At 56.2% G+C, this 23,147-nt stretch carries 16 protein-coding genes, 1 tRNA gene and 1 pseudogene; 12 read left to right on the top strand and 6 right to left on the bottom strand.

Annotation, left to right across the window (positions count from 1 at the left end):
- Positions 1 to 121: 121 nt before the first annotated feature.
- The 5 genes from J4E00_RS00090 to J4E00_RS00070 all read right to left on the bottom strand — a co-directional run bounded on the left by J4E00_RS00090 (position 122) and on the right by J4E00_RS00070 (position 7,047).
- Positions 122 to 670 (bottom strand): hypothetical protein, encoded by a 549-nt coding sequence (locus J4E00_RS00090; RefSeq protein WP_236049352.1) that lies wholly within the window; start codon positions 668 to 670, stop codon positions 122 to 124.
- 11 nt (positions 671 to 681) lie between these two features.
- The gene (locus J4E00_RS00085; protein ID WP_208172971.1) at positions 682 to 1,839 is read right to left on the bottom strand and encodes a zinc-dependent alcohol dehydrogenase; all 1,158 of its coding nucleotides are present in this window, start codon (positions 1,837 to 1,839) and stop codon (positions 682 to 684) included.
- 303 nt (positions 1,840 to 2,142) lie between these two features.
- Positions 2,143 to 4,092: a right-handed parallel beta-helix repeat-containing protein gene (locus J4E00_RS00080; protein WP_208172970.1), complete on the bottom strand. Its 1,950-nt coding sequence runs from the start codon at positions 4,090 to 4,092 to the stop codon at positions 2,143 to 2,145.
- Between the two features lie 67 nt (positions 4,093 to 4,159).
- On the bottom strand, positions 4,160 to 5,644 hold the full coding sequence (locus J4E00_RS00075; RefSeq protein WP_208172969.1) for an exonuclease domain-containing protein: 1,485 nt from the start codon (positions 5,642 to 5,644) through the stop codon (positions 4,160 to 4,162).
- Between the two features lie 191 nt (positions 5,645 to 5,835).
- Entirely contained in the window at positions 5,836 to 7,047 is a 1,212-nt protein-coding gene (locus J4E00_RS00070) for an AI-2E family transporter (RefSeq protein WP_208172968.1), read from the bottom strand.
- A 354-nt stretch (positions 7,048 to 7,401) separates the two neighbouring features.
- Between J4E00_RS00070 and J4E00_RS00065 the strand changes: the two genes are divergently transcribed.
- The 9 genes and pseudogenes from J4E00_RS00065 to rplT all read left to right on the top strand — a co-directional run bounded on the left by J4E00_RS00065 (position 7,402) and on the right by rplT (position 20,352).
- A complete protein-coding gene (locus J4E00_RS00065) occupies positions 7,402 to 8,085 on the top strand; it encodes a bifunctional 4-hydroxy-2-oxoglutarate aldolase/2-dehydro-3-deoxy-phosphogluconate aldolase (RefSeq protein ID WP_208172967.1) in 684 nt (227 codons plus the stop codon).
- 502 nt (positions 8,086 to 8,587) lie between these two features.
- Positions 8,588 to 10,531, top strand: coding sequence for a DNA topoisomerase IV subunit B (locus tag J4E00_RS00060; protein ID WP_208172966.1), 1,944 nt, complete (start codon positions 8,588 to 8,590; stop codon positions 10,529 to 10,531).
- Positions 10,532 to 11,487: 956 nt separating this feature from the next.
- Complete coding sequence (locus tag J4E00_RS00055) at positions 11,488 to 14,229, top strand: DNA gyrase/topoisomerase IV subunit A (RefSeq protein WP_410779739.1); 2,742 nt, start codon at positions 11,488 to 11,490, stop codon at positions 14,227 to 14,229.
- Between the two features lie 231 nt (positions 14,230 to 14,460).
- Positions 14,461 to 15,390 carry a hypothetical protein gene (locus tag J4E00_RS00050; RefSeq protein ID WP_208172964.1) on the top strand — a complete coding sequence of 310 codons (930 nt, stop codon included), beginning with the start codon at positions 14,461 to 14,463 and terminating at the stop codon, positions 15,388 to 15,390.
- A gap of 24 nt (positions 15,391 to 15,414) precedes the next feature.
- On the top strand, positions 15,415 to 16,575 hold the full coding sequence (locus J4E00_RS00045; RefSeq protein ID WP_208172963.1) for a tetratricopeptide repeat protein: 1,161 nt from the start codon (positions 15,415 to 15,417) through the stop codon (positions 16,573 to 16,575).
- 125 nt (positions 16,576 to 16,700) lie between these two features.
- Positions 16,701 to 18,635, top strand: a complete 1,935-nt coding sequence (thrS, locus tag J4E00_RS00040) for a threonine--tRNA ligase (RefSeq protein WP_208172962.1) — start codon at positions 16,701 to 16,703, stop codon at positions 18,633 to 18,635.
- Between the two features lie 266 nt (positions 18,636 to 18,901).
- Positions 18,902 to 19,459, top strand: a pseudogene (gene infC / locus J4E00_RS00035) (translation initiation factor IF-3); the annotation flags it as partial.
- 203 nt (positions 19,460 to 19,662) lie between these two features.
- Positions 19,663 to 19,857 (top strand): 50S ribosomal protein L35, encoded by a 195-nt coding sequence (gene rpmI / locus J4E00_RS00030; RefSeq protein WP_046242504.1) that lies wholly within the window; start codon positions 19,663 to 19,665, stop codon positions 19,855 to 19,857.
- 150 nt (positions 19,858 to 20,007) lie between these two features.
- A complete protein-coding gene (gene rplT / locus J4E00_RS00025; protein WP_070728591.1) occupies positions 20,008 to 20,352 on the top strand; it encodes a 50S ribosomal protein L20 in 345 nt (114 codons plus the stop codon).
- A 187-nt stretch (positions 20,353 to 20,539) separates the two neighbouring features.
- Here the strand turns inward: rplT and J4E00_RS00020 are convergent.
- Positions 20,540 to 20,613, bottom strand: a tRNA-Met gene (locus J4E00_RS00020).
- Between the two features lie 131 nt (positions 20,614 to 20,744).
- Here J4E00_RS00020 and J4E00_RS00015 point away from each other — a divergent pair.
- The 3 genes from J4E00_RS00015 (at position 20,745) to rpsO (ending at position 23,125) form a co-directional block, all read left to right on the top strand.
- The gene (locus J4E00_RS00015) at positions 20,745 to 21,158 is read left to right on the top strand and encodes an START-like domain-containing protein (RefSeq protein ID WP_213017894.1); all 414 of its coding nucleotides are present in this window, start codon (positions 20,745 to 20,747) and stop codon (positions 21,156 to 21,158) included.
- Positions 21,159 to 21,254: 96 nt separating this feature from the next.
- Positions 21,255 to 22,706, top strand: a complete 1,452-nt coding sequence (locus J4E00_RS00010) for an LptF/LptG family permease (RefSeq protein WP_208172961.1) — start codon at positions 21,255 to 21,257, stop codon at positions 22,704 to 22,706.
- A 143-nt stretch (positions 22,707 to 22,849) separates the two neighbouring features.
- Positions 22,850 to 23,125 (top strand): 30S ribosomal protein S15, encoded by a 276-nt coding sequence (rpsO, locus tag J4E00_RS00005; RefSeq protein WP_208172960.1) that lies wholly within the window; start codon positions 22,850 to 22,852, stop codon positions 23,123 to 23,125.
- The last annotated feature ends 22 nt before the right edge of the window (positions 23,126 to 23,147 follow it).

The following is a 23,147-nucleotide window of genomic DNA, read 5'->3' as shown; positions in this document are numbered from 1 at the left end:
TTAACTTCTTGTCATCCTAAGCGTAGCGAAGGACCTTGTCACATCTGCTAAACAGTGCAACCACTCCGAATAAAAAAAGGCCACCCTCGACAGGTGGCCTTTTTTATTTTATCGATAGAAATTACAAGCTCACCCGAGCCTTGCTGCCCGAGGCGTAGCGACCCTGTGCCACTGTTTTCGAATGGCGCTTATTCTTAGGCAGCAGCCAGTACACCACACCCGCAGCTACGGCCGTAGCGGCGGCGAGCTTCACAATCATGCCTTTGCGGTCGTATTTCCACTGGGCATTATAGCCTTTCTCAGCCCAGATGTTGGGTAAGGTGCCGTGTGCTAAGTCATCAATGATGCCTTCCACCACGTTCACCTTATCAGCTACGAGTAGAGGCAGCCAGTGCCGGTACTCATTCTCGCTGTACCGGAAGGCAAAGCGCCGAATCATGCCGCTCAGGCCGGTAGGCGGCACCGAGTTGCCGACAACGGCCGAGTAGTTAGGCCGCTCATTGGAATGCAGGATTTCTTCGTCAAGAACCTGCTGCTCGGGCCGCTGCCAGGAGTAGCCGTCGTGCTCCTCGCCGGTGCGGTGGCGGTTGGGGTAAGTGGGTTCGTTTTCGGGGTCGGCATCGATGCCCCAGCCGGGGATGTGGGCAAAGTCTTCTGCGGTCTTTTTCATGGTGCGCGACGTTACGAATTAACGGTTGAGGGGATGAGCACGGGCTTGATGCAGTTGTCAAGCTTCGCAGAGAACAGGCGGTAGCCATCGGCTACGTCCTCCAGCGGAATGCGGTGGGTAATGAGTTGGCTGGGTTTGAGCACGCCACTCATCACGTGTTCGATGAGGCGGGGCAGGTGGCGCTTCACTGAGGCTTGATTGCCCCGAATGGTGAGGCCCTTGTTGACCACGTTGCCAATCGGCACAAGGTTATCAGTCGGCCCGTATACCCCCACAATGGAGATGACACCGCCTTTGCGCACCGAGTTGATAGCCCAGTGCACTGCCGTAGCCGACCCGGCCTGCAACAGGGACTTGCGCCCGGTAATGGTCTGCATGGCGTCGCCAGCCGCTTCGGCACCTACCGCGTCAATGCAGGCATCGGCTCCAATCCAGTCGGTTTGCTTTTTGATGAATAGGACCGGGTCGTCCATGTCAGTGCGGAAGTTATAGGCCTCGCACTTGGCGAAGTTCTTGGCAAATTCCAAGCGGTAGTCGTACTGGTCGATGATGATGACGCGGCCCGCCCCAAACAGCCAGCTGCACCGCGCCGCCATGATGCCCACGGGGCCCGCGCCAAATACCACTACCGTGTCGCCGGGCTGAATACCAGCCATTTCGGCGGCCTGGTAGCCAGTCGGCGTCACATCGGTCAGCATCACGGCATCGTCGAGGTCCATGCCTTCGGGAATGACCGTTGGGCCGAAGTTGGCGTAAGGCACCCGCACATATTCGGCCTGGCCCCCGTTGTGGCCGCCAGCGGTGTGCGAGTAGCCATAAATACCGCCCACAGCCGTAGCTTCGGAATTGGATTCGTGGCAGTTGCCGAACATGCCCTGCTTACAGAAAATGCAGCGGCCGCAGGCAATGTTGAAGGGCACCATCACATTGTCGCCCACTTTCACATTGGTCACATCGGAACCAACCTCCACTATTTCACCAATGAATTCGTGTCCGAACGTCATTCCGACGCGGGTATCCGGCACATTGCCGTTATATAGATGCAGGTCAGAGCCACAGATGCAGGTGCGTTTCACCCGCACAATAGCATCCTCGGGATGCTTGATTTCGGGCATGGGTTTCTGAACGGCGCGGACCCTTTTCGGGCCCCGAAAGTCCATTGCTAGCATAGCATGAAAAATTAGGAGTGGAAGGTGCGAATTGCCTCAATCCTTACTTTCGCGCCGGGCTTAAGTTGCCATTAGCAAGCGTTTGGTCCATAAATACGTATTTGCCTAAGATGCAATCGGACAACTACGTAAGCACAAATTCGGAAGCACAAATGCCTTTTTATCCAGTTGATTCTACCGTCCAGCTCTGCCGCCCGCAGTTGTGTGCCTGCCGGATAAGCTGCCCTATGCCGCTGCTCTAGCATAAGGCATAAGGATGTTATAAGTGCCCGCTACTCTCAGTACCCTCCGTGCGAAACGGTGCTACTCCACCACCAGTTGTCGGCTGAGCGCGGCACCGGTAGCTGGCTCACGCAGGCGTAACACGTAGAGGCCCGAAGCCAGGCCGGCCGGCAGGGGCAGGGCTTCGGTGCCACTGGTGTGGCGCACCGTTTGGGTTGGCAGCATGGTGCGGCCCAATGCATCTGTAATGGTCAGGGTAAGCAATTTGGCCGGGCCGCCCAGGTACAATGCCGGTGCGTTGCCACGGCCAACAGGATTCGGAGCCAGCTCAGCTATCAGGTCGTTGAGGAGGCCTGACTGGGTTGCCAGTGGCGTAAAGGCTCCTTCATCGGCGCCAATGTCGGGGCGCGTGGCGTTGCGCACGTCGCCATCCAGGTCGGTGGGCACGGGCAGGAGGGTAGCGGCTAGGGACGTGCCGCCACCTTCGGCGCGGGTGGGCTGCCCAGCCAGCAAGTGCGGATTAGTAATTGTGTTCACGAAGGGCGGCAGTTCCGTAATGGAAGCCTGTTCTACTGCCGCAAAGCGGGTCTGGTACTGGGCCAGCGTTTGGTCGAGGGCGGCCGGGGTGGTGCCCACGGCCGCGCCATAGAAAATCAGCTTTTCCGTTGACGGTGGCCCGGCGTAGTAGATATTATTATTCGAGCCAGCGCTGACGCTGGTTGTAATGGTGTTGTTTTTGAAAAAGGCTGCCGCAATGCCGCCCCCGCCGCTGGTTAGGCCACTCACCAGGTTCACGAAAATATTGTTGCGCAAGTCCACCGTCGGCCCACCCGACATGTACAGCGCCCCGCTCTTGTTGGCCGGGTTGGTAGCAGTATAGCTTAGCACCACCGTATTGTGGTAGGCATAGGCATTGCCGCCCCGAAAGCTGAAGGCCCGTACCGACGTGCCCGCGCCGCTGGCCGCTGCCCGTACGTCGTACACCATGTTATTAGCCAGGTAATTATTCGTGCCACCCGTGATATCAAAACCTGCCGCGAAGCCGCTGGTGCCCAGCGCTTCAATGTCGTGGGTACGGTTGCGCAGGAAGCGGTGGGTTGCGCCGTTGTTCACGTACATGGCCATTACCGCGCCCGTAGTGCCGCTGCTGCTCATGCCGTGCACCCGGCAATCGGTCACCTCCACGCTATTAGTCGTGCCGGTGGAGTAGATGCCGTAGGTGCCGTTGGTACCTGTCACGCCGTTGATTTCGGTGTTGAAGACGCGGGCGTTGGTCTGCGATTTCAGATATATACCGTAGATGCTGAAGGCAATGCCACCCGGTGTGCCCGTAGGTGGCACGCCAATGCTAAGCAGCTGGCTAACGGATGCTGTGCTGCCGGGGACCGGACCAATCTCAAGGCCGTCGTCGTAGAGCGCGGTGGTGCCTTCCAGGTCGTAGCCATAGGAGCAGTTTTGCACCGTGAGGCCGTAGAAGTGGTTCTGGTCGTTGCCGCCGTTGAGCACGGCCACGCCATTGGTGCGGTTAGTATTGGCCCGGTTTAGCGTCACGGTAGCGGCGCTGAAGGTGTTGTGAGTGGCACCGTTTTGGAGCAGAATCCCATATTCCAACTGTTGAACGGCCGTCGTGTTGGTTGCCTTGTCCTCCACGTCAATGCCGATAAATTGCACGTAATCGGCACCATCCAGCGTCAGCGCCGCATCGGCCGCACCCGTGCCGGTACCCTGGATTTTGGGGTTGACCGCACCAGCGGTTTTCTGAAAGATAATGGGCCCACTAGCTGTACCACTGACGGTGATAGGCGGCACTACCTCATCAAAAACTGTTGCCGCTTGCACGTTGAACGTGACGCCGCTGGCCGCCACTCCGGCCGCATTCAACGCCGTCACGGCCGCCCCAAAAGTGAGGTAATTGTTGGCCCCGGTTCCAGTAGGGTTGATGGTTTTGACGCCGCTGAGTTGGGCCTGGGCAACGGGTGCGGCCGCCAGGAACAAGCCGCTAATGAGCAAACGAGAGACGAGGTGTTTCATGGACAAGGAGGGACGAAGAGAACATTCACTTTCGTAAATGTAGAAAAATCCCAACTCCTTATCGAAATCACCCAAATACCTTCACTTTTTCGCCCTTGCGCTTAATGCGCAGGTGGTTACGGATAATCTGCTGAATGTCCTTATTGTCGGTATACAGCTTGATAGCGTCCCGAAAGTCAGCCAGCTTACGTGCCGAAAACGTCTCATCCACGTACCCAAAGCCCCGGTAGCGCCCGTTTTCCACCAGCACAATGCTCTTCTCCAGCTCCGTGCGACCCGGCCCAATGACCACGAACGACTCGTGCTCATAGCTGATGCTGTCGATGGCTTCGTCCACGCGCAGGTTGTAGGTCTCCGGCGGTTCCTGGCCCACGCACGCGCCCAGGCAGCGGTGCACCTGGTAGTCGAAGCACGGTCCCTGGGTTTTATACAGCCCGCACAGCTTCTGGCAGAGGTTGTATTTGGCCACTTTGTGGTACAGAAAACCTTGGGCCTTGTACTGATTGCCCAGCGCAATAATGGGGATTTCAGCGTTTCGTGCATCGGCGCGGCCGTAGGCCAGACGCTTATAGCCCTGCTCATCAATCCGCAGGTAAATGCCCGCCGGAAACACCGAGCGCCGCTGGGCCCGGTTATATGCCGGCTTCATGTGCTTAATCAGATGCGACTCATACAGCAGCGCCACCAGCTCCGAGCCCGTTAGCTCCCAGGTAATATCGGCAATGGAATTCTTGAACTCCAGGCTCTTGCGCGACTTCACATCCACCGCAAAATGCTGCTGAATGCGCTTGTAAATATTAATCGACTTGCCCACGTAGATTACCTCTCCCGCCTCGTTGTGGAAGTAGTACACACCCGTGGCCTGCGGCAGGTTGGCCACCACCGAGGCTGGCAGTAGCGGCGGCATCAGCGCCTCTTTGATGGCCGTTTGCACAGCGGCCACGCGTTTGGGCGAAGGCTTCTTGGTGCCGTCGGGCCGGCGGCCGGCGGGGGCCAGGGCATCCACGCGGGCCAGGGTGTGGCTGGTATCGGTGCCGTGGGGCAGGTCGTCGGTTTCGCTGGTGATTTTCAAGAGTTTGCCGAAGAGCAGGGCGGTGGCGTGGGCGTCGCCAGCGGCGCGGTGCCGCCCTTCCAGTGGGATGCCAATGTTCTGACACAGCTTGCCCAAGCTGTAGCTGGGCTGGCCCGGAATCAGGCTGCGCGACAGCCGCACGGTGCACAGCGTTTTGCGCGAATAGTTGTAGCCCAGGTCGGCAAATTCCTTCTTTAGAAACGAGTAGTCGAACCGCACATTATGGGCCACAAACACGCAGCCTTCGGTCATCTCCACCACCTTGCGCGCCACTTCGTGGAACTTGGGCGCGTCGCTCACCATGTCGTTGGTAATGCCCGTGAGCTGGGTGATGAACGGCGGAATGGCCCGGCCAGGATTGAGCAGCGTAGCGTATTCGTCCACGATGCGCTCCCCGTCGTGGATATAAATAGCTATTTCGGTGATGCGGTCCTGGGTGGGCTGCCCGCCGGTAGTTTCAAGGTCAATAATGGCGTACAAATCGCGGCGCGGAAGGTGGTCGAAAGGAAAGCTAACAAGTTTAGCCCCGTAGAAGGTTGCAGAAAAAAAGGCTGTCCTTTAGGATAGCCTTTTTTTAGTGGTTAACGGTTAGTAATTACTAATCAATTCGCGGATAGTGCAGGTCAAACATTAGTAAGTAGACTTCGCGTCATTCACAGATTAATCATCCGTCACATTCGTTTAATCATGCGCCAGGCTTTGGCAAAAAAGCCTGGGTTGTCATCCGATGTATCGGCTTGAGTATCCTCGCCGTCGGTTACATCGCCCAGCAGAAAGCCCCAGGGCTCGGTGGCTTTGCCAGAATCAAACACTACTTTGAGTACTGCTACCAGCGGAATGCTCAGAATCATGCCCGGCGTGCCCCACAGTTCGCCACCCAGAATAAGGGCAATAATGGCGGCCATGGGGTTGATGCTCACTTTTGAGCCCGTAATCATGGGCGTGATAAAGTTGCCTTCCAGGAACTGCACAAACACGAAAACGCCCACCACAGCCGCTGCTTTGCCCGGCGAACCGGTTTCAACCAGCGTTACCAGCGCCGGAATGGCCGAGCCCACCATGATGCCGATATAGGGAATGATGGCCAGCACGGAGGCAAACACGGCGAAGAAAATGGCAAACTTCACCCCCAGCAGCAGCAGGCCGATGGCATTTAGCACCGACACCACCACAATCACCGTGAGCAGGCCTTGAATGTAGGCCTGCACCACGGTCTGAATATTATCCATGGTGTGTAGCACACTGGTGCGCTTGTCGGGTGCCACGAAGCGGAACAGGAATTGCCGCATGTGGTCGCGGTAATACAGAAAGCAGAAAATGTAGATGGGTATCAGCGTGGTTACGCTCAGTACGCCCGCCGTAGTACTCAGCGTGGAACCCAGAAAGCCTCCCGCCGATTTCTTCACCGATTTCATGGAAGAATCAATCAGCTCTTCCTTGCTCATTGGCTCGTAGCCAAACTTCAGGCTGGCCCATTGCTGCACAGAATCAAAGTACTCTAGGCTCTTTGCCTGAAGCTTCGGCCATTCGTCGCGCAAGCTCATCAGCTGAGTGCCGAACAGGTAGAACAGGCCCGTGAGGGCGACAATCACGAGCAGCAGCGTCACAATAATGGCCCAGATGCGCGGGAATTTCCAGTTTTCCAGGCGCACCACCAGCGGCAATAGCAGTACCGCCAGCAGCCCGGCAAACAGGATGGGCAGCAGTACACTATCCAGCTTGCGCAGCACAAACACAAGCAGCGACAGGCCGATGAGCAGGAAGGTATAATGAACAACCGGCGACTGCTTTACCTCGGCGGGCGCGTGTTGTCGCGAGGGCGAGGGAATGTTGGTGGGTAAGTTGAAGCCGTTGGGGCGCGGGAGCGTAGGACGTGGAATCATTCGTAGGTTTCGGGTTAAGCTGCTTCGACCGCCAAAAAGAATTTTCAATTGGCATCGGCACAAGCGCTTTGCCGTGTACGTGCCACTAGTCCCAAGATGTTCCAATAAGCTACTCGTTAGGCTTGGCCGAACCCGAGCTGCTCAGGCATTGTCAGCACCATGCGCCCGCCCCTTTGTCGAGCCCGACCTGGGAGCCTTGCTAAAGCATGTAGATAGCTTCTTTGTAAATGCCTTTCAACCATGAATATTGGCTGATAAGGGCCTTGAACCCTCCCGTAAAAAAGCAGGTGCCCACAGGATACAACCAAGCCGTGCCACGCCTACTTTTATCCCATCTTCTTTAAAGTAAATTCCATGTTCCAAGAATTCCACCATCAAACCCTCGACCGGCTGTTGCGCCACCCGGTGGTCCCCGTTTTCTATCACGCCGACATCGCCTACGCGCAACAAGTAGTTGACGCCTGCTACGCCGGCGGCGTCCGAGTGCTTGAGTTTAGCAATCGGGGCGAAGAAGCCCTGTCGGTCTTCACGGCCTTGCGTGAGTACGTTACCCGTCAATACCCCGACCTGACCCTGGGCGTCGGCACCGTCTACACTGACCGCGAAGCTGAAGTGTTCGTCGAAGCGGGCGCCGATTTCCTCGTGCAACCGGTTATCTCGGCCACCGTTGCCGCCGTGTGCCGCCACTACGACCGCCTCTGGATGCCCGGCGCCATGACCGTGAACGAGATTTACCAGGCTACCCGCATGGGGGCCACCATTGTGAAAGTTTTCCCGGCCCACGTAGTCGGCCCTGCCTATGTGAAAGCCGTGCACGGTCCCATGCCCAACGTGAAGGTGATGGTGACCGGCGGCATTGCACCCACCGCTGAAAGCCTGCGCGAATGGTTTGGCGCGGGGGTAAATGCTGTTGGCATCGGCTCGCAGCTGTTCAACAAAATCACCAACCTGTCAGAACTCACCACCCGCTTCGCCGAACTGGGCGTAGTAGCGGGCGGGCTGATACCCGCCGCTAGCGCCGGCGTAGCGCCCCGATAGCTGGCATGGTTGTCCGGTTTCGGGCTTATATCATCGGATAGCCGCTTAGCAGCGACTTGTTCATCCCACGCCGAAAGGCGAAAAGCCGCGTAGCGGTGACAGATTCCCAGTGTTTCTGTCACCGCTACGCGGCTTTTTGGCTGTTGCAACTCTTTGCTGTAAATATGTCATTGCATCGCGGCTGTTCTGCACTTGTGGCTTAATGAGGGTAGTAAAGCACGCCAAGACTTGATTTGAGGTTGACATACTTTTCTGGTACCTTTACACCAGTGGTTTTAGTAAATGCGTTTTTTTAGCTTGTAAGAACTAAGGAAACTGGATTGCTCCCAATCATGTTAGCGGAACGGGTGTTGGAACAGGTGCTGAATGGTAGCTGAAATACCCGTTAAGGCTACAAGCAGTTGATGGTCCTGAAGCACCTTTTTGCCTGAACCGCCTCCGCCCAACTTTAACCGACGGAGCGCTATTTTATTCTAAAAAGCCCTCCTTATTTATTCTTTTGATGAAAGACGACCTACTTGCTGCCGAACCGGAAACTCCCACCAAAACTCCGGACCACGGCTACAACGAAGACAGCATCCGTTCGCTCGACTGGCGCGAGCACATCCGCTTGCGGCCCGGCATGTACATCGGCAAGCTCGGCGACGGCTCGGCTTATGACGATGGCATTTACGTGTTGGTGAAGGAGGTGGTCGACAACTGCATTGATGAGCACGTGATGGGCCACGGCCGCACCATCGATATCAAGATTTCGGATTCCAAGGTGCAGGTGCGCGACTACGGCCGCGGTATCCCGCTGGGCAAGGTGGTTGATGTGGTGAGCAAAATCAACACCGGTGGCAAGTACGATTCCAAGGTTTTCCAAAAGTCCGTGGGGCTCAACGGCGTGGGTACCAAGGCCGTGAATGCCCTCAGCGGCTATTTCCTGGTACAAAGCGTGCGCGAAGGCACGATGAAAGCTGCTGAGTTTGCCCAGGGCAAGCTGGTGCAAGACCCCAAGCCTCAGAAAACCAGCCAGCGCAACGGCACACTGGTCGTTTTCCAGCCTGATGAGACGATTTTTAAGAACTACCGCTTTATCCCGGAGTACCTCGAAAATCAAATCTGGAACTACGTCTACCTCAACGCGGGCCTCACCATCAACTTCAATGGCCAGAAGTATTACTCCGAAAACGGCCTGCGCGACCTGCTCGCCCGCAAAGCCGATGAGGAAAGCATGCGCTACCCCATTATCCACTTGAAGGCTCCGGATATTGAGATGGCTATGACCCACGGTAATGACTACGGCGAGGAGTACTATTCCTTTGTGAACGGCCAGTATACCACGCAGGGTGGCACGCACTTAGCGGCCTTCCGCGAAGCTGTGGTGAAGGCCGTGCGCGAGTTTTACAAGAAGGACTACGACGCGGCCGATATCCGGGCCAGCATCATTGCCGCCATTTCGGTGCGCGTGCAGGAGCCCGTGTTCGAAAGTCAGACCAAAACCAAGCTCGGTAGTGTAAACATGGGCGAAGACGGTCCGACCGTGCGCGGTTTCATCGTCGATTTCGTTAAGGATAACCTCGACAACTACCTGCATAAAAATGCGTTGGTGGCCGAGGCCTTGCGCAAGCGCATCGAGCAAAGCGAGCGGGAGCGCAAGGACATGGCCGGCGTGAAAAAGCTCGCCAACCAGCGCGCCAAAAAAGCCAACCTGCACAACCGCAAGCTGCGCGACTGCCGTTTCCACTTGGGCGAAAACGTGAAGGATGGCGCCGAGAAAGAAGCCCTAACCACACTCTTCATTACCGAGGGCGACTCAGCCTCGGGTAGCATCACCAAGAGCCGCAACGTGGAGCTGGAGGCCGTGTTCAGCCTACGCGGCAAGCCGCTGAACTGCTACGGCCTGAAGAAGAAAATCGTGTACGAGAACGAGGAGCTAAACCTCCTGCAGCACGCCCTCAACATCGAAGAAGGTATCGAAGGCCTGCGCTATAACCGCGTGGTGGTGGCCACCGATGCCGACGTCGACGGCATGCACATTCGCCTGCTCATCCTTACGTTCTTCCTGCAGTTCTTCCCCGATTTGGTGCGCAACGGCCACGTGTTCATCCTTGAAACGCCGCTCTTCCGCGTCCGCAATAAGAAGGACACCATCTACTGCTACACCGAGCAGGAGAAGCAGGCCGCCATGCGCAAGCTGGGCAAGAACCCCGAAATCACCCGCTTCAAAGGCCTGGGCGAGATTTCGCCGGAGGAATTCGGCAAGTTCATTGGGGAGAACATCAAACTGGAACCCGTCATCCTGCAATCCGACCGTAGTATCCAGCAGGTGCTCACCTACTATATGGGCAAAAACACGCCCGCCCGCCAGGAATTCATCATCGACAACCTGCGTCTGGAAAAAGACCTCATCACCTCCGATGTACTGCCCGTAGCCGAAGTAGCTGAGGCCGATTTAGCATAAGCTGTTGCCAGTCACTGCTGACGGCTACCAAGCCCCTGTCCTGCATAGCTACCGGACAGGGGCTTTTTCGTGGGTTTTATTGGGCACGAGTAATTTGCTAATGCTAGCTGAGGACTGAGTACTCGCCTTTGATTGCACCATCCTTGCCGAACACCATATCAAACCCTAGACATGTCAGGGTGGTGCACAACTCAGCGGGCAACATTGTGACCCCAATACCACCGCCAATACTTGGATGCTGGTGCAATATGAGGGACGCTACTGTTTGAAATGAGGCAAATAGTTGCACTGGTAAAGAGCAATGCTTCGCCAACTTTTATACTGTGAAAATTGCCCAAATAAGTAGTGAAAGTTTGGAAATAATTTTTTTGTGCGTACGTTTGAACCGTCGCCTAGGGGTAGACTAGTCGACAAATTCCACGGAAAAGCCCGAGCCTTTGGCTCGGGCTTTTTTCTTTCCGGGACCAGTCGACCAATCGCACCAAAATATTGTGGTGAAGCGAGTGTAGGCATGGCTATTCTGGTTAGCTTGTTTTTGAGCTGAAAAATAGCGTAATTTGAGGGCGGAGCGAATATTTGTGCACAATCGATAATTATTGGTTTTGTGTATTTTGCTAAGAAATTTGGGAACTTTATACCCATAGTTAAAATTGTAATTTATTGCGCTCCGCGCTGATTCCGGTATTTTTGACGGCAGTACGCCGACCTCATTCGTTTCCCTCGTGGCCACTTCCGATACTCCTGCTTCCGACGCTCCCGACCAAAATTTTTTACAGCCGGGTGATTCCGTCGATTTTGATTTGTCTGCTTTCTCACCGGCTGCGGCGGCCGATGCCGAAGAGCTCACCGAAACCTCAGATGCTACAGCGGAAGAGCCCGCTTCCGATGACGAGGGGCAGCTAACCCCCGGTGCCGATTTGTTTGGCCACGCCCCGGCAGTAATCGAAGCCGTTGCCATTGAAGCTGAGCCCGAAACGGAGGAAGAGCCCCGGTTTTCGCCCGGTGAAACCATTCATGACGTGGCTACCGTGCGCGGCATGTACCAGAACTGGTTTCTGGATTACGCCAGCTACGTGATTCTGGAGCGGGCCGTGCCCGCCATCGAAGATGGCCTCAAACCTGTACAGCGGCGCATCCTGCACGCCATGAAGGAGATGGATGACGGCCGTCTCAACAAGGTGGCCAATATCATTGGCCAGACCATGCAGTATCACCCGCACGGCGACGCCAGCATCGGCGATGCGATTGTGAACCTGGGCCAGAAAGACCTGCTCATCGACCACCAGGGCAACTGGGGCGATGTGCGCACCGGCGACAGCGCCGCTGCTGCCCGCTACATCGAAGCCCGCCTGAGCAAGTTCGCGCTCGACGTCGTGTTCAACCCCGACACCACCGAGTGGCAGCTCAGCTACGACGGCCGCAAGCGCGAGCCCACTACGCTGCCCGTGAAGTTTCCGCTGCTGCTGGCGCAGGGCGTGGAGGGCATTGCCGTGGGCTTGAGCACCAAGATTATGCCCCACAACTTCCGCGAGCTGTGCGAGGCCAGTATTGAGGTGCTGCGGGGCCACGACGTGCAGCTGTTTCCAGACTTTTCGACCGGCGGCTTATGCGATGTGAGCAACTACAACTCGGGCCTGCGCGGGAGCAAAATCCGCCTGCGCGCCACCATCGAAAAGGTCGATAAAACCCTGCTCATTATCCGCGATATTCCCTACGGCACCACCACCACGGCGCTGATGGAGAGCATCGTGAAGGCTTCGGAAGCCAACAAAATCAAGATTAAGAAGGTGGTCGACAATACGGCGGCCAACGTGGAAATTCAGGTACAGCTGCCCACCGGTGTCTCGCCCGACCTCACGATGGATGCCCTTTACGCCTTCACCGATTGCGAAATCAGCATCTCGCCCAATACCTGCGTCATCATTGATGAGAAGCCGCGCTTTGTGGGCGTGGAGGACGTGTTGCGCCAGAGTACCAAGGCCACGGTGCGCCTGCTGGAGCGCGAGTTGGAAATCCGCCAGGAGGAGCTGTGGGAAAAATGGCACAACGCTTCGTTGGAGAAGATTTTCATCGAAAACCGCATCTATCGCAAGATTGAGGAGTGCGAAACCTGGGAGGAAATCCTGGAGACTATCGAGAAAGGCTTGAAAAAGTTTGTGCGCCTTGCCACCGACAAAGCCAAGGCCGACGACCAGCGCATCGTGCTCCGCCGCCCAATCTCGGAGGAAGACCTCACCCGCCTGACCGAAATTCGCATCAAGCGCATTTCAAAGTACGATGGCTTCAAGGCCGATGAGTATTTGCAGCGCCTGGAGGAAGAACTGGCCGAAGTGGCCGACCACCTAGCCAACCTCACGCGTTACGCCATCAATTACTTCAAAGGACTGCTGAAGAAGTACGGAGCAGGCCGCGAGCGCAAAACCCAACTCCGGACTTTCGACGTGGTGACGGCCCAGAAAGTGGCCGTGGCCAACCAGAAGCTCTATGTGAACTACGCCGACGGCTTTGTAGGCTATGGTCTGAAAAAGGACGAACATGCCGTGACCATTTGCGACTGCTCAGACCTAGACGACATCATCGCTATCCGGCGCGATGGCACGTTCACGGTGAGTAAAATTGCGGAAAAGACCTTCGTGGGCAAGGACATTTTGCATGTGGGCGTTTACAACAAGAACGACGACCGGTTGGTGTACAACATGGTGTACCTGGATGGTGCCTCGGGCATCAGCTTCGCCAAGCGTTTCCTAGTATCGGGCATTACCCGCGACAAAGTATACGACCTGACCAAAGGCACCAAGGGCACCAAAACCCTATATCTCACCGCCAACCCCAACTCCGAGTCGGAAATTGTGAGCATCCAGCTTTCCGACAAGGCCCCGGCGCGGGTGAAGCAGTTTGACTTCGACTTTGCCGAGCTGGCCATCAAGGGCAAGGGCTCGATGGGCAACATCGTAACCAAGCATCCCATCAAGAAAATTACCCAGAAAACCGTGGGCGACTCCACGCTGGGCGGGCGCGAGGTGTTCTTTGATAGCGTGGTAGCCCGCCTCAACCATACCAATCACGGCCGTTACCTGGGCACCTTCGACACCGACGAAACCATTTTGGTGATATACAAAGACGGCTCGTACGAGTTGAACGCGCCCGACCTCAGCAAGCATTTCGACCTGGCCAACATTGTGTTGCTGCGCAAGCTGGAACCCGAAACGGTGCTGAGCGTGGTGTATATGGAGGGTGAGACGAAAATCCACTACGTCAAGCGCTTCAAAATCGAAACCAGTACGCTCGACAAGCGCTTCACCTTTATCTCTGAAACCAAAGGCTCTAAGCTGTTGGCCGTGACGGCCAACCCCGAGCCGCTCGTGGAAGTGACCATCCAGAAAGACAAGAAGGCCGACAAGGAGAAAGAGCAGATTACCCTACACGAGTTTATCGATGTGAAAGGCTGGAAGGCCATGGGCAATAAGCTCAACTACTTCAAAATCCACACCCTCACGCTCCTCACCGACGAAGGCCCCGAGCCGCAACGGCGCGAAGTAGCCAAGCGCCGCCCTGCCGTGCCCAAACCCGGCGAGGCGGGCGCTGAGGCCCCTACTGCCCGCCCAGAGCCTGCCGGTCCAGTTGATGTGACGGCCGAAGAAGTAGCCCGTGCCCAGGAACTGCTGAAGCGGCCCAAGGCTCAGTTGGGCTTGTTTTAGTGCGATAATAGTGATAAACCGGCCACTTCGTCAAGGCTATTTTGCCTTGACGAAGTGGCCGGTTTAATATTTGTAGGTGCCTTTGAATCGTTCGAACCATGCGAAGCGGCCACTAAGCGGCCGTGTTTGAGCCTGCTTTCCTGTTTCTTTGTCGCCATGCATGTGTTATCTCGGTTGTGGTCGTGCCTTGCCCATCCCGCTCGGACGAGGTGGGGTAAGTGGCTCTTTCCAATGCTGGCCGGGCACTTGCTGGGTTTGCCAGCCGCTGGACAGCTTCGGTCACACACCACCAAGCCCGCACCCGTAGTCACCGCCGTACCCGCCAATGCTCCGGCTCCCGACCCTCCGGCCGTGCGCATCAAGCTCTTTCAAGCTGCTAGCCTCACCAACAGCTTCAAGGATTCGGAAGCTTTGGGCGTATATCAGGAAGTGCTCAAGCTGGTTCCCAACCACTACCTGGCCCTGTGGCAATCTGCCGTGTTGAGCGTGAAAATAGGTGCCCGCTATTCGGATGAAACCCGCAAAAACGCCTATTTTGACGCCGCCAGAAGCTACGCCGACCGCGCCCTGCTATTGCGGCCCGAAGGCGGTGAAAGCAACTATGCCGTAGCGCTGGCACTGTTCAACCAAGCTACGCTATACCGCGCCGGGGCGCGCCTCAAGGCCTTTCATGACCTGCGCTCGCACGTCTACCTAGCCACTGAGCGCCGCCCCGACCTGCCCGAAACCTGGCAGCTGCGCGGCCGCTGGCAGTACCGGGTAGCGCACTACAACGTGCTGGAACGCCTCTATAGTCGCTTGGTGCTGGGTGGTGTGCCCGACGGTGGTGACAGCCGCGAAGCCATGACCGACTTGGAAAAAGCCCACGAGTTGGCCCCGCGCAACCTGCAATTCTGCTACGACCTAGCCCGCATGTACCGTTATCAGGGCCGCCGGCGCAAGGCTATTGCTATTCTGCGCGAAGCCGAGCGCCTGCCCACCATTACCAGCGAGGACTTGGTGGTGAGCCGCCTGTGCCGTAAAATGCTGCCGCCGCTGGTTCGGGCCGATGCGCGCCGCCAAAAGCGCCGCGAGCGCGAAGGAAAATCCGCGAAACCGCCCATTCTGGCTCCCGGCGATGCCAGTAAGGTTCGCCCAGATAGTCTTAGCCGCAAACAGTAGCTGCTAGCTTTGCAGCCCATGACGATGCGTTTTCCCGTTTTACTTCGGCATTTCAACATTTGGCTGCTGCTGGCGGCGGGGCTGGTAGCCTGCCAATCGACTCCGTCGGAGCAGCCCGATACTCTTGTGAACCTTGCTACTGTGCAGAGTGGGCCTCGGGTTCAGGCCGATGAGCTGAACGGGGCCATAACACGGGAGCCGCGCAATACCACGCTGCTGGCCCGGCGGGCCACCTTGCGCTTGGCTGCCGGCCAAGCCAGAGCGGCTCTCGACGATGTCAACCGGGCTCTGACCATTGACGATTCCAATGGCCAGTTATATTTTCTGCAAGCCCGGGCGTATCGGTCGCTGGACCAGTTGCCAGCGGCCCTAGCTGCCGCTCGCCAAGCCGCTGAGCATGGTTTCTCCGGGCCCGAGCTGCCGTTGCTAGTAGGAGAGACGCACCTCGCCGCCCGAAACTACCCCGCCGCCCTCGACAACCTCGACCGCACCCTGCGCCTCGACCCCGACCAGCCTGCGGCCCTGTTCTATAAAGGCTTGGCCTACGCCGCCACTGCCGATACCAGTACCGCCGTGCAGTACCTGCAGGATGCCCTGGCCCGTGACCCACGCGAGCCCGAGATTCTACATCAGTTGGCCTTCCTTCTCAATGCCTGGCGTATCCCGGCTGATGCTGCTAAATACGCCGCCCTAGGCATGAAGCTGGATACCGCTTCCGGCCTGTTGCGCTACGACTACGGCCGCCAGTTGGAGCTGCAAGGCCGCCCGGATAGTGCCCTGTGGTATTACCGCCGCGCTTTGGCACTTGATACCACGGTGTATCGAGCCGACTACCGCTTGGGTCTGGCTGCTGCTAAGCTGCGCCAGCCCGCTGCCGTTGTTCAGCATCTAACCCGCGCCTTGCGCCGCAACCCGCGCCTGCCCGAAGCCCGCGCCCTGCTCGCCGAAGCCTTCGAAACCCAGAATCGCCTGCCCGAAGCCCTCACCCAATACCGCTTGCTGGTGAACGAAAACCCCGGCAATGTACATTGGACCTTCAAAGTCTGGAAGACCAATGAGCGGGTGCAGGCTTCACTGCCCGACAGCCTGCGCACGGTCCCGCGCTATTACTACCGCCGCCCCGCCGCCCCGTCCCGGCCAGAGCCCATCGCGCCGCTGCCTTTGCGCGCACCCGGCGCCGGCTAAGGCTTCGGCGTGGTATTAAGGATGAAATTTGAACGACAATTCTTCATTTCTCATTCTTTATTCCTCAATAAGCAACGCGTAACTTGCGCCCCGCTTTGCCGCTCTGGCAACCTTTTAGTATCAGTATGCTCAACATCACGCTCCCCGACGGCTCGCTTCGCCAGCTTTCCGACGGCGCCAGTGGCTACGACCTGGCCGCCAGCATCTCCGAAGGCCTCGCCCGCAACGCCTTGGCCGTTTCGGTCAACGGCGAAGTCCGCGACCTCCACCGCCCCTTGCCTGACAACGCGCAGGTCAGCATCCTCACCTGGAACGACACCGCTGGCAAATCCACCTATTGGCATTCCTCGGCTCACCTTATGGCCGAAGCCCTCGAAGCCCTGTATCCGGGTGTGAAGCTGGCCATTGGCCCAGCCATCGAAAACGGTTTTTACTACGACGTCGACCTCGGCGAAGGCCGCAGCATCAGCAGCGAAGACTTTCCCGAAATCGAGAAGAAAATGCTGGAACTGGCCAAAAATAAAAGCCAGTACATCCGCAAGGAAGTATCCAAAGCCGACGCCATCGCCTACTTCACCGAGAAGCAGGACCCCTACAAGTTGGAGCTACTCGAAAACCTCGAGGACGGCAATATCACTTTCTATACGCAAGGTGGCTTCACCGACCTCTGCCGCGGCCCACATATCCCCGACACCGGCACCATTAAAGCTGCCAAGCTGATGAACGTGGCCGGTGCCTACTGGCGCGGCGACGAGAAGAACAAGCAGCTAACGCGCCTATACGGCATCACCTTCCCCAAAGCCAAGGACCTCACCGAGTACCTTGAGCGCCTCGAAGAAGCTAAGCGCCGCGACCACCGCAAGCTTGGCAAAGAATTAAAGCTTTTTGCTTTCTCGGAGAAAGTAGGCGCAGGCCTGCCGCTATGGCTGCCCAAAGGCACTGCCCTGCGCGAGCGCCTTGAGCAGTTTCTGCGCAAAGCCCAAGTGAAAGCCGGCTATTCGCCCGTCGTAACGCCGCATATTGGTTCAAAGGAGTTGTATGTGACCAGCGGCCATTACGAGAAGTACGGTGCCGACTCGTTTCAGCCCATTAAAACGCCCAACCCCGGCGAGGAGTTCTTCCTCAAGCCGATGAACTGCCCGCACCACTGCGAAATCTATAAAACCGAGCCCCGCAGCTACCGCGACCTGCCGGTGCGCCTCGCCGAGTTCGGCACGGTATACCGCTATGAGCAGTCGGGCGAGTTGCACGGCCTTACCCGCGTACGCGGTTTCACGCAGGACGATGCCCATATCTTCTGCCGCCCTGACCAAGTGAAAGAAGAGTTCATGAAGGTGATTGACATCGTGCTGTACGTGCTCAAAGCCCTTGATTTCCCTGATTTCACCGCCCAGATTTCGTTGCGCGACCCCGATAACAAAACCAAGTACATTGGTTCCGACGAGAACTGGGAGAAGGCCGAAAGCGCCATCCAGGAAGCTGCCCTTGAGAAAGGCCTTAACACCGTAACCGAGTACGGCGAAGCCGCTTTCTACGGTCCCAAACTCGACTTCATGGTGCGCGATGCCATTGGCCGTCGCTGGCAGTTGGGCACCATCCAGGTCGATTACAACCTGCCCGAGCGCTTCGACCTTGAGTACACCGCCGCCGATAACTCCAAGCAGCGCCCCGTGATGATTCACCGTGCGCCGTTCGGTTCGCTGGAGCGTTTCGTGGCTGTACTCATCGAGCACTGCGGCGGCAACTTCCCACTGTGGCTTACGCCTGAGCAGTTCATCGTACTACCGATTTCTGATAAGTACAGCGACTACGCGTATCAAGTGAAGGCACAGTTGGAGCAACACGACCTGCGCGGTACTGTAGACGGCCGTGACGAGCGCATCGGCCGCAAAATCCGTGATGCCGAAATGAGCAAAATTTCTTACCTGCTGGTAGTAGGGGAGAAGGAGGCCCAGGACAACATCATTTCCGTGCGCAAACACGGCGAGGGCGACCTTGGCTCCATGCCACTGGATGCATTCGTAAAAAGCGTGCAGAGCCAGATGGTAGAAGCGATGTAAATGATGCAATTGCCTATAAAAGAACGTCATATTGCGCTGGTCGAAGCACCTTTACCGCCACAGTAAATTAATTTACTTGCGTGGTAGAGTTGCTCCGACCAGCGCAGCATGGCGTTCTTTTTTGCTTTTGCAATAAATACAATGCGTACCAAGCTTGTCTTTCCAATATAAAATACCGATATTTGCCCCCTGATTGCCAGGCCTTACCAAGCCTAAACCGCCTAGAATCTTATTCCCCGCCACTTTTTTAGCAGGAGGACCAAACCATAGCAGCTCCGAATCGTCGGTACGTGCCCCGCCAGCAGGTGGAAGAGCCGTTCAAAATCAACCAAAAAATCACTGCTCGCGAAGTGCGCCTTGTCGGCGACAACGTAGAGCAAGGCATCTACCCGACCGACCAGGCCCGGAAGATGGCGCAGGAGCAGAATCTCGACCTCGTTGAGATTTCGCCCACTGCCGTGCCGCCTGTTTGCCGTGTCATCGACTACTCGAAATTTAAGTACGAGCAGAAGAAGAAGACCCGCGAACTGAAGGCCAAGCAGACCAAGGTGGTTCTCAAGGAAATTCGCTTCGGTCCCAATACCGATGAGCACGACTTCGCATTCAAAGTGAAGCACGCCCAGGAATTTTTGCGCGAAGGCGCGAAAATCAAGAGCTATGTACACTTTGTTGGCCGTAGCATCGTATTTAAAGAGCGTGGCGAAATCCTGTTGCTAAAGTTTGCCCAAGCCCTTGAGGACCTGGCCAAAGTAGAGCAACTACCTAAGCTCGAAGGCAAGCGCATGTTCCTCTACCTGGCTCCCAAAGCCGCTGCTGTAGTGAAGCCTGCCACCAAGGCTGCCGCACCTGCTGACCCCAAGGCTGAGAAAAAGCCAGCCAAGCCAGCCGATGCTGCTCCCCAGCCCTCCGAAACGGCTCCGGCTACCACCGACGCCGCCGAATAGCATTACCCGGTTGAAGATGACTTCCCAGCCCTTGGTTGGCGAGTAATCAACAATCAACAACCAACCCTCCAATAACCATTACAATGCCGAAAGTAAAGACGAAATCCGGTGCTAAGAAGCGCTTTGCGCTCACCGGAACGGGCAAGGTGAAGCGGAAGCACGCCTTCAAATCGCACATTCTGACCAAGAAAACGACCAAGCAAAAGCGTGGCCTGACCCACACGGGCTTGGTAAGCAGCGCTGATATGAATCGTGTGCGTCAGATGCTCAATATCTGATTCGTTATCAGTTGCTCGTTGTCAGTTGTTAGCTCGTGCTGGCAATGCATTCGAAACCAGTAACTGATACCAACCAACAACTAACATTTTCACCAGGCTTCCGGCCTTAAGACTTTCACCCGTCGCCGGCTGCCAAAAACTCTCTAGGTTATGCCAAGAAGTGTCAACCACGTGGCCTCGCGCCACCGCCGTAAGAAAATCATGCGTTTGGCGAAAGGCTATTATGGCCGTCGCAAAAATGTATGGACCGTAGCCAAGAATGCCGTTGAAAAAGGCCTCTTGTATGCTTACCGCGACCGTAAAGTAAAGAAGCGCGAATTCCGTGCTCTTTGGATTCAGCGTATCAACGCCGGTGCCCGTGAGCATGGTCTGTCGTACTCGCAGCTGATGGGTGGCCTGAAAAAGGCCGGCATTGAACTCAACCGCAAAGTTCTGGCCGACCTAGCCCTGAACCATCCGGCTGCCTTTAAAGGCATCGTGGAGAAGGCAAAGTAATTGCCCCTTTAGCTATCAACCAAGAAAACGCTGGCCCTTGGGTTCAGCGTTTTCTTGGTTTTAGCCCTTCGCGTTTTCAGCCCTTCGCGTATTGTAACGCAATTAGCGCTGGTACGCACCCAAATCAGCACCAGCCCGCTGAAAGCAAAAAAACCGCTTCAGTACTAGACTGAAACGGTTTTCGACGTAGCGGGAGGCGGGCTCGAACCGCCGACCTCAGGGTTATGAATCCTGTGCTCTAACCAGCTGAGCTACCCCGCCGGGTTTTTTGTGGGTGCAAAGGTAACGTTGCAATTGGCCTCGAAACAAGCCGTAGGCCAAAAAATACTGTATTTCTCCCGCGCCGGGCTGGTTTAGCGCCACCTGTAGCCCGGGCTCTCCGACCTCGTTCTATGGCATTGCCTGATACTCAAACCAAAACGCGTTTCGTAATAGAATTCCCTATCAACGCATCGCCCAAAATTCTTTTTCCTTATCTGGCCACTGCATCCGGACTTTCGCAATGGTTTTGCGATGATGTGCGCTATGTGGAAGGCCAGCGACTCAATTTTATATGGGACCAGGAAAACCATTATGCCGAAATTTCGGGCCAACGTTTGAATCGGGCGGTGCGCTTCGTCTTTCTTGATGACCACCGCCAGCCGGTTACCGACGCCAATTTTCTGGAGTTCACCCTTGATTCATCGCAGGTAACCGATGAGGTATACTTGCGGGTTATTGATTATTCGGGTGGCCACGTTGCCGCCGAGCAGCATGAGTTGTGGGAGGGGCTAGTGGCCAAATTGCGGGAACAAGTAGGAGGGTAGCCCCGTTAGGTTGCTGTTTTCAGCAACCGCGGTACTTTTTTTGCTGGTATTTCGTTTCTCGCCGGCGTGGCCTTGTAGCTGCGCCCAGCCCACTATATGCTCAAAAAGCTCGACAAACTCATTCTAAAGGCCTTTGCCGGGCCGTTTCTGCTCACCTTCGCGGTAGTGCAGTTTATTCTGCTAACGCACACGCTGCTCAAATACCTCGATGATATTATCGGCAAGGATTTGGGCACCGGCGTGTTGTTGCAGCTGCTTTTCTACTTCAGCGTGCTCATCGTGCCTGTGTCATTGCCGCTGGCGGTGTTGCTGTCTTCGCTGATGACCTACGGAAATTTGGGCGAGCATCATGAATTGACCGCCATTAAGGCTTCCGGCATCGCACTGACGCGCATCCTGCGGCCGGTACTGCTGCTAACCGTTGGGCTGGCCGTTGGCGCTTTCTGGTTTAATGAGACGATTGTACCTAGAGCCAACCTGAAAGCCTACAGCTTGCTCTGGGACGTGCGCCAACAGAAGCTGGCGCTTGATATTCGGGAAGGTGTTTTTTACAATGGCATTCCCGGCTACACCATCAAGGTGGATAAGAAAACTGGTGAGAATGGTGACCAGTTGCACGGGGTAATGATTTACGACCACACCCAGAAGTCGGGCAATGCTACCGTAATGCTGGCTGATTCGGGCCGCATGTTTACCCGTTTCAATGGAGGCTACCTAGGATTGGAGCTGTTTCATGGCCACAATTACGTTGAGCAGCCGGATGCTTCCAACCGCGCCGGTGCCAGCTTCATCCGTCAGGGATTCGACCACAGCACAGTTACATTCTCCTTAGCTTCTTTCGATATCACTCGTACCAAAGAAGAGTTGTTTTCAACAAACCGGATGATGCTGAACATCCCGCAACTGCATTACGCTACCGATTCGGTACAGAAAATGCTTCACAAGGAAGAGCATATGCTGCCGCGTACGATGAATGCGTACTACACTTTCGTCCGGTTTGATACAACCAACCGAACCGCTAACCGGAAAGTGGAGAGCTGGCAGGTGCCGCCTGCTAAGCTGGCTGCTCCGTCCATGTCCATTCTGGAGCAGGCCATCAGCCGCGCCCGCAACCTGCAAACCTTCGCTGATACAACCAACGAGCGCCTTAACGAACTGGCCAAGAACTCGGCTCTCTTCCGCATTGAAGTGTATCGCAAGTACTCCCAGTCCGTTGCCGTACTGCTAATGTTTCTGATTGGTGCCCCGCTTGGGTCCATCATCAAAAAGGGAGGCTTGGGGGTTCCCATTCTCATTTCTATTCTCTTCTTCATTGTGTACTACGTCCTTAGCATTATGGGCGAGAAATATGGGCGAGAGTTCGTGATGCCAGTTGGCATAGGTATGTGGATGTCGAACTTGGTGCTGTTGCCGGCCGGCTTGTTTTTCCTCTACCAGGCCTATAATGACTCCGGTTTGCTGGAAATGGATTTCTGGCGGCGCTTGCCGCAACGTTTGGGCATTCCCGCACTACGCAAAATCACCGCCCCAGTGGAGGAGGTAGCATAAGCAGTTGCTGATGCTGTAAAAAAGCCGTGTCGGGCTTTTATCCTGTTTTTAAATTCCGTACCTTTGCGGCACCCCAATGTGTGGGGTATTTATTTTTCTTTTTTTCATCTTTAATCCAAAGACGGGGTAACACCTATCAGCCGATGATTCTGAACACCGAAGCAAAACAGGCCATCTTCGAAAAGAACAGCCTGCAGAAAGTAAAAACCGACACTGGTTCGGCCGAGTCGCAAATTGCTCTCTTCACTCACCGCATCACCCACCTGACGGAGCACCTCAAGGTGAATAAGAAGGACCACAGCACTCGCTTGGGCCTGCTGAAGCTGGTAGGTAAGCGTCGTAGCATGCTGGATTACCTGCAGCACCGCGAAATCAACCGCTACCGCGCCATCATTAAGGAGCTGGGCATCCGTAAGTAAGTCCAGAATCTGAGAGTAGGGA

Origin of the sequence: Hymenobacter negativus (assembly GCF_017571495.1) — a bacterium.
Classification (GTDB): Bacteria; Bacteroidota; Bacteroidia; order Cytophagales; family Hymenobacteraceae; genus Hymenobacter; species Hymenobacter negativus.
The sequence above is the reverse complement of the archived record's forward strand: the minus strand, read 5'-3'. Positions and strand labels throughout refer to the sequence as shown.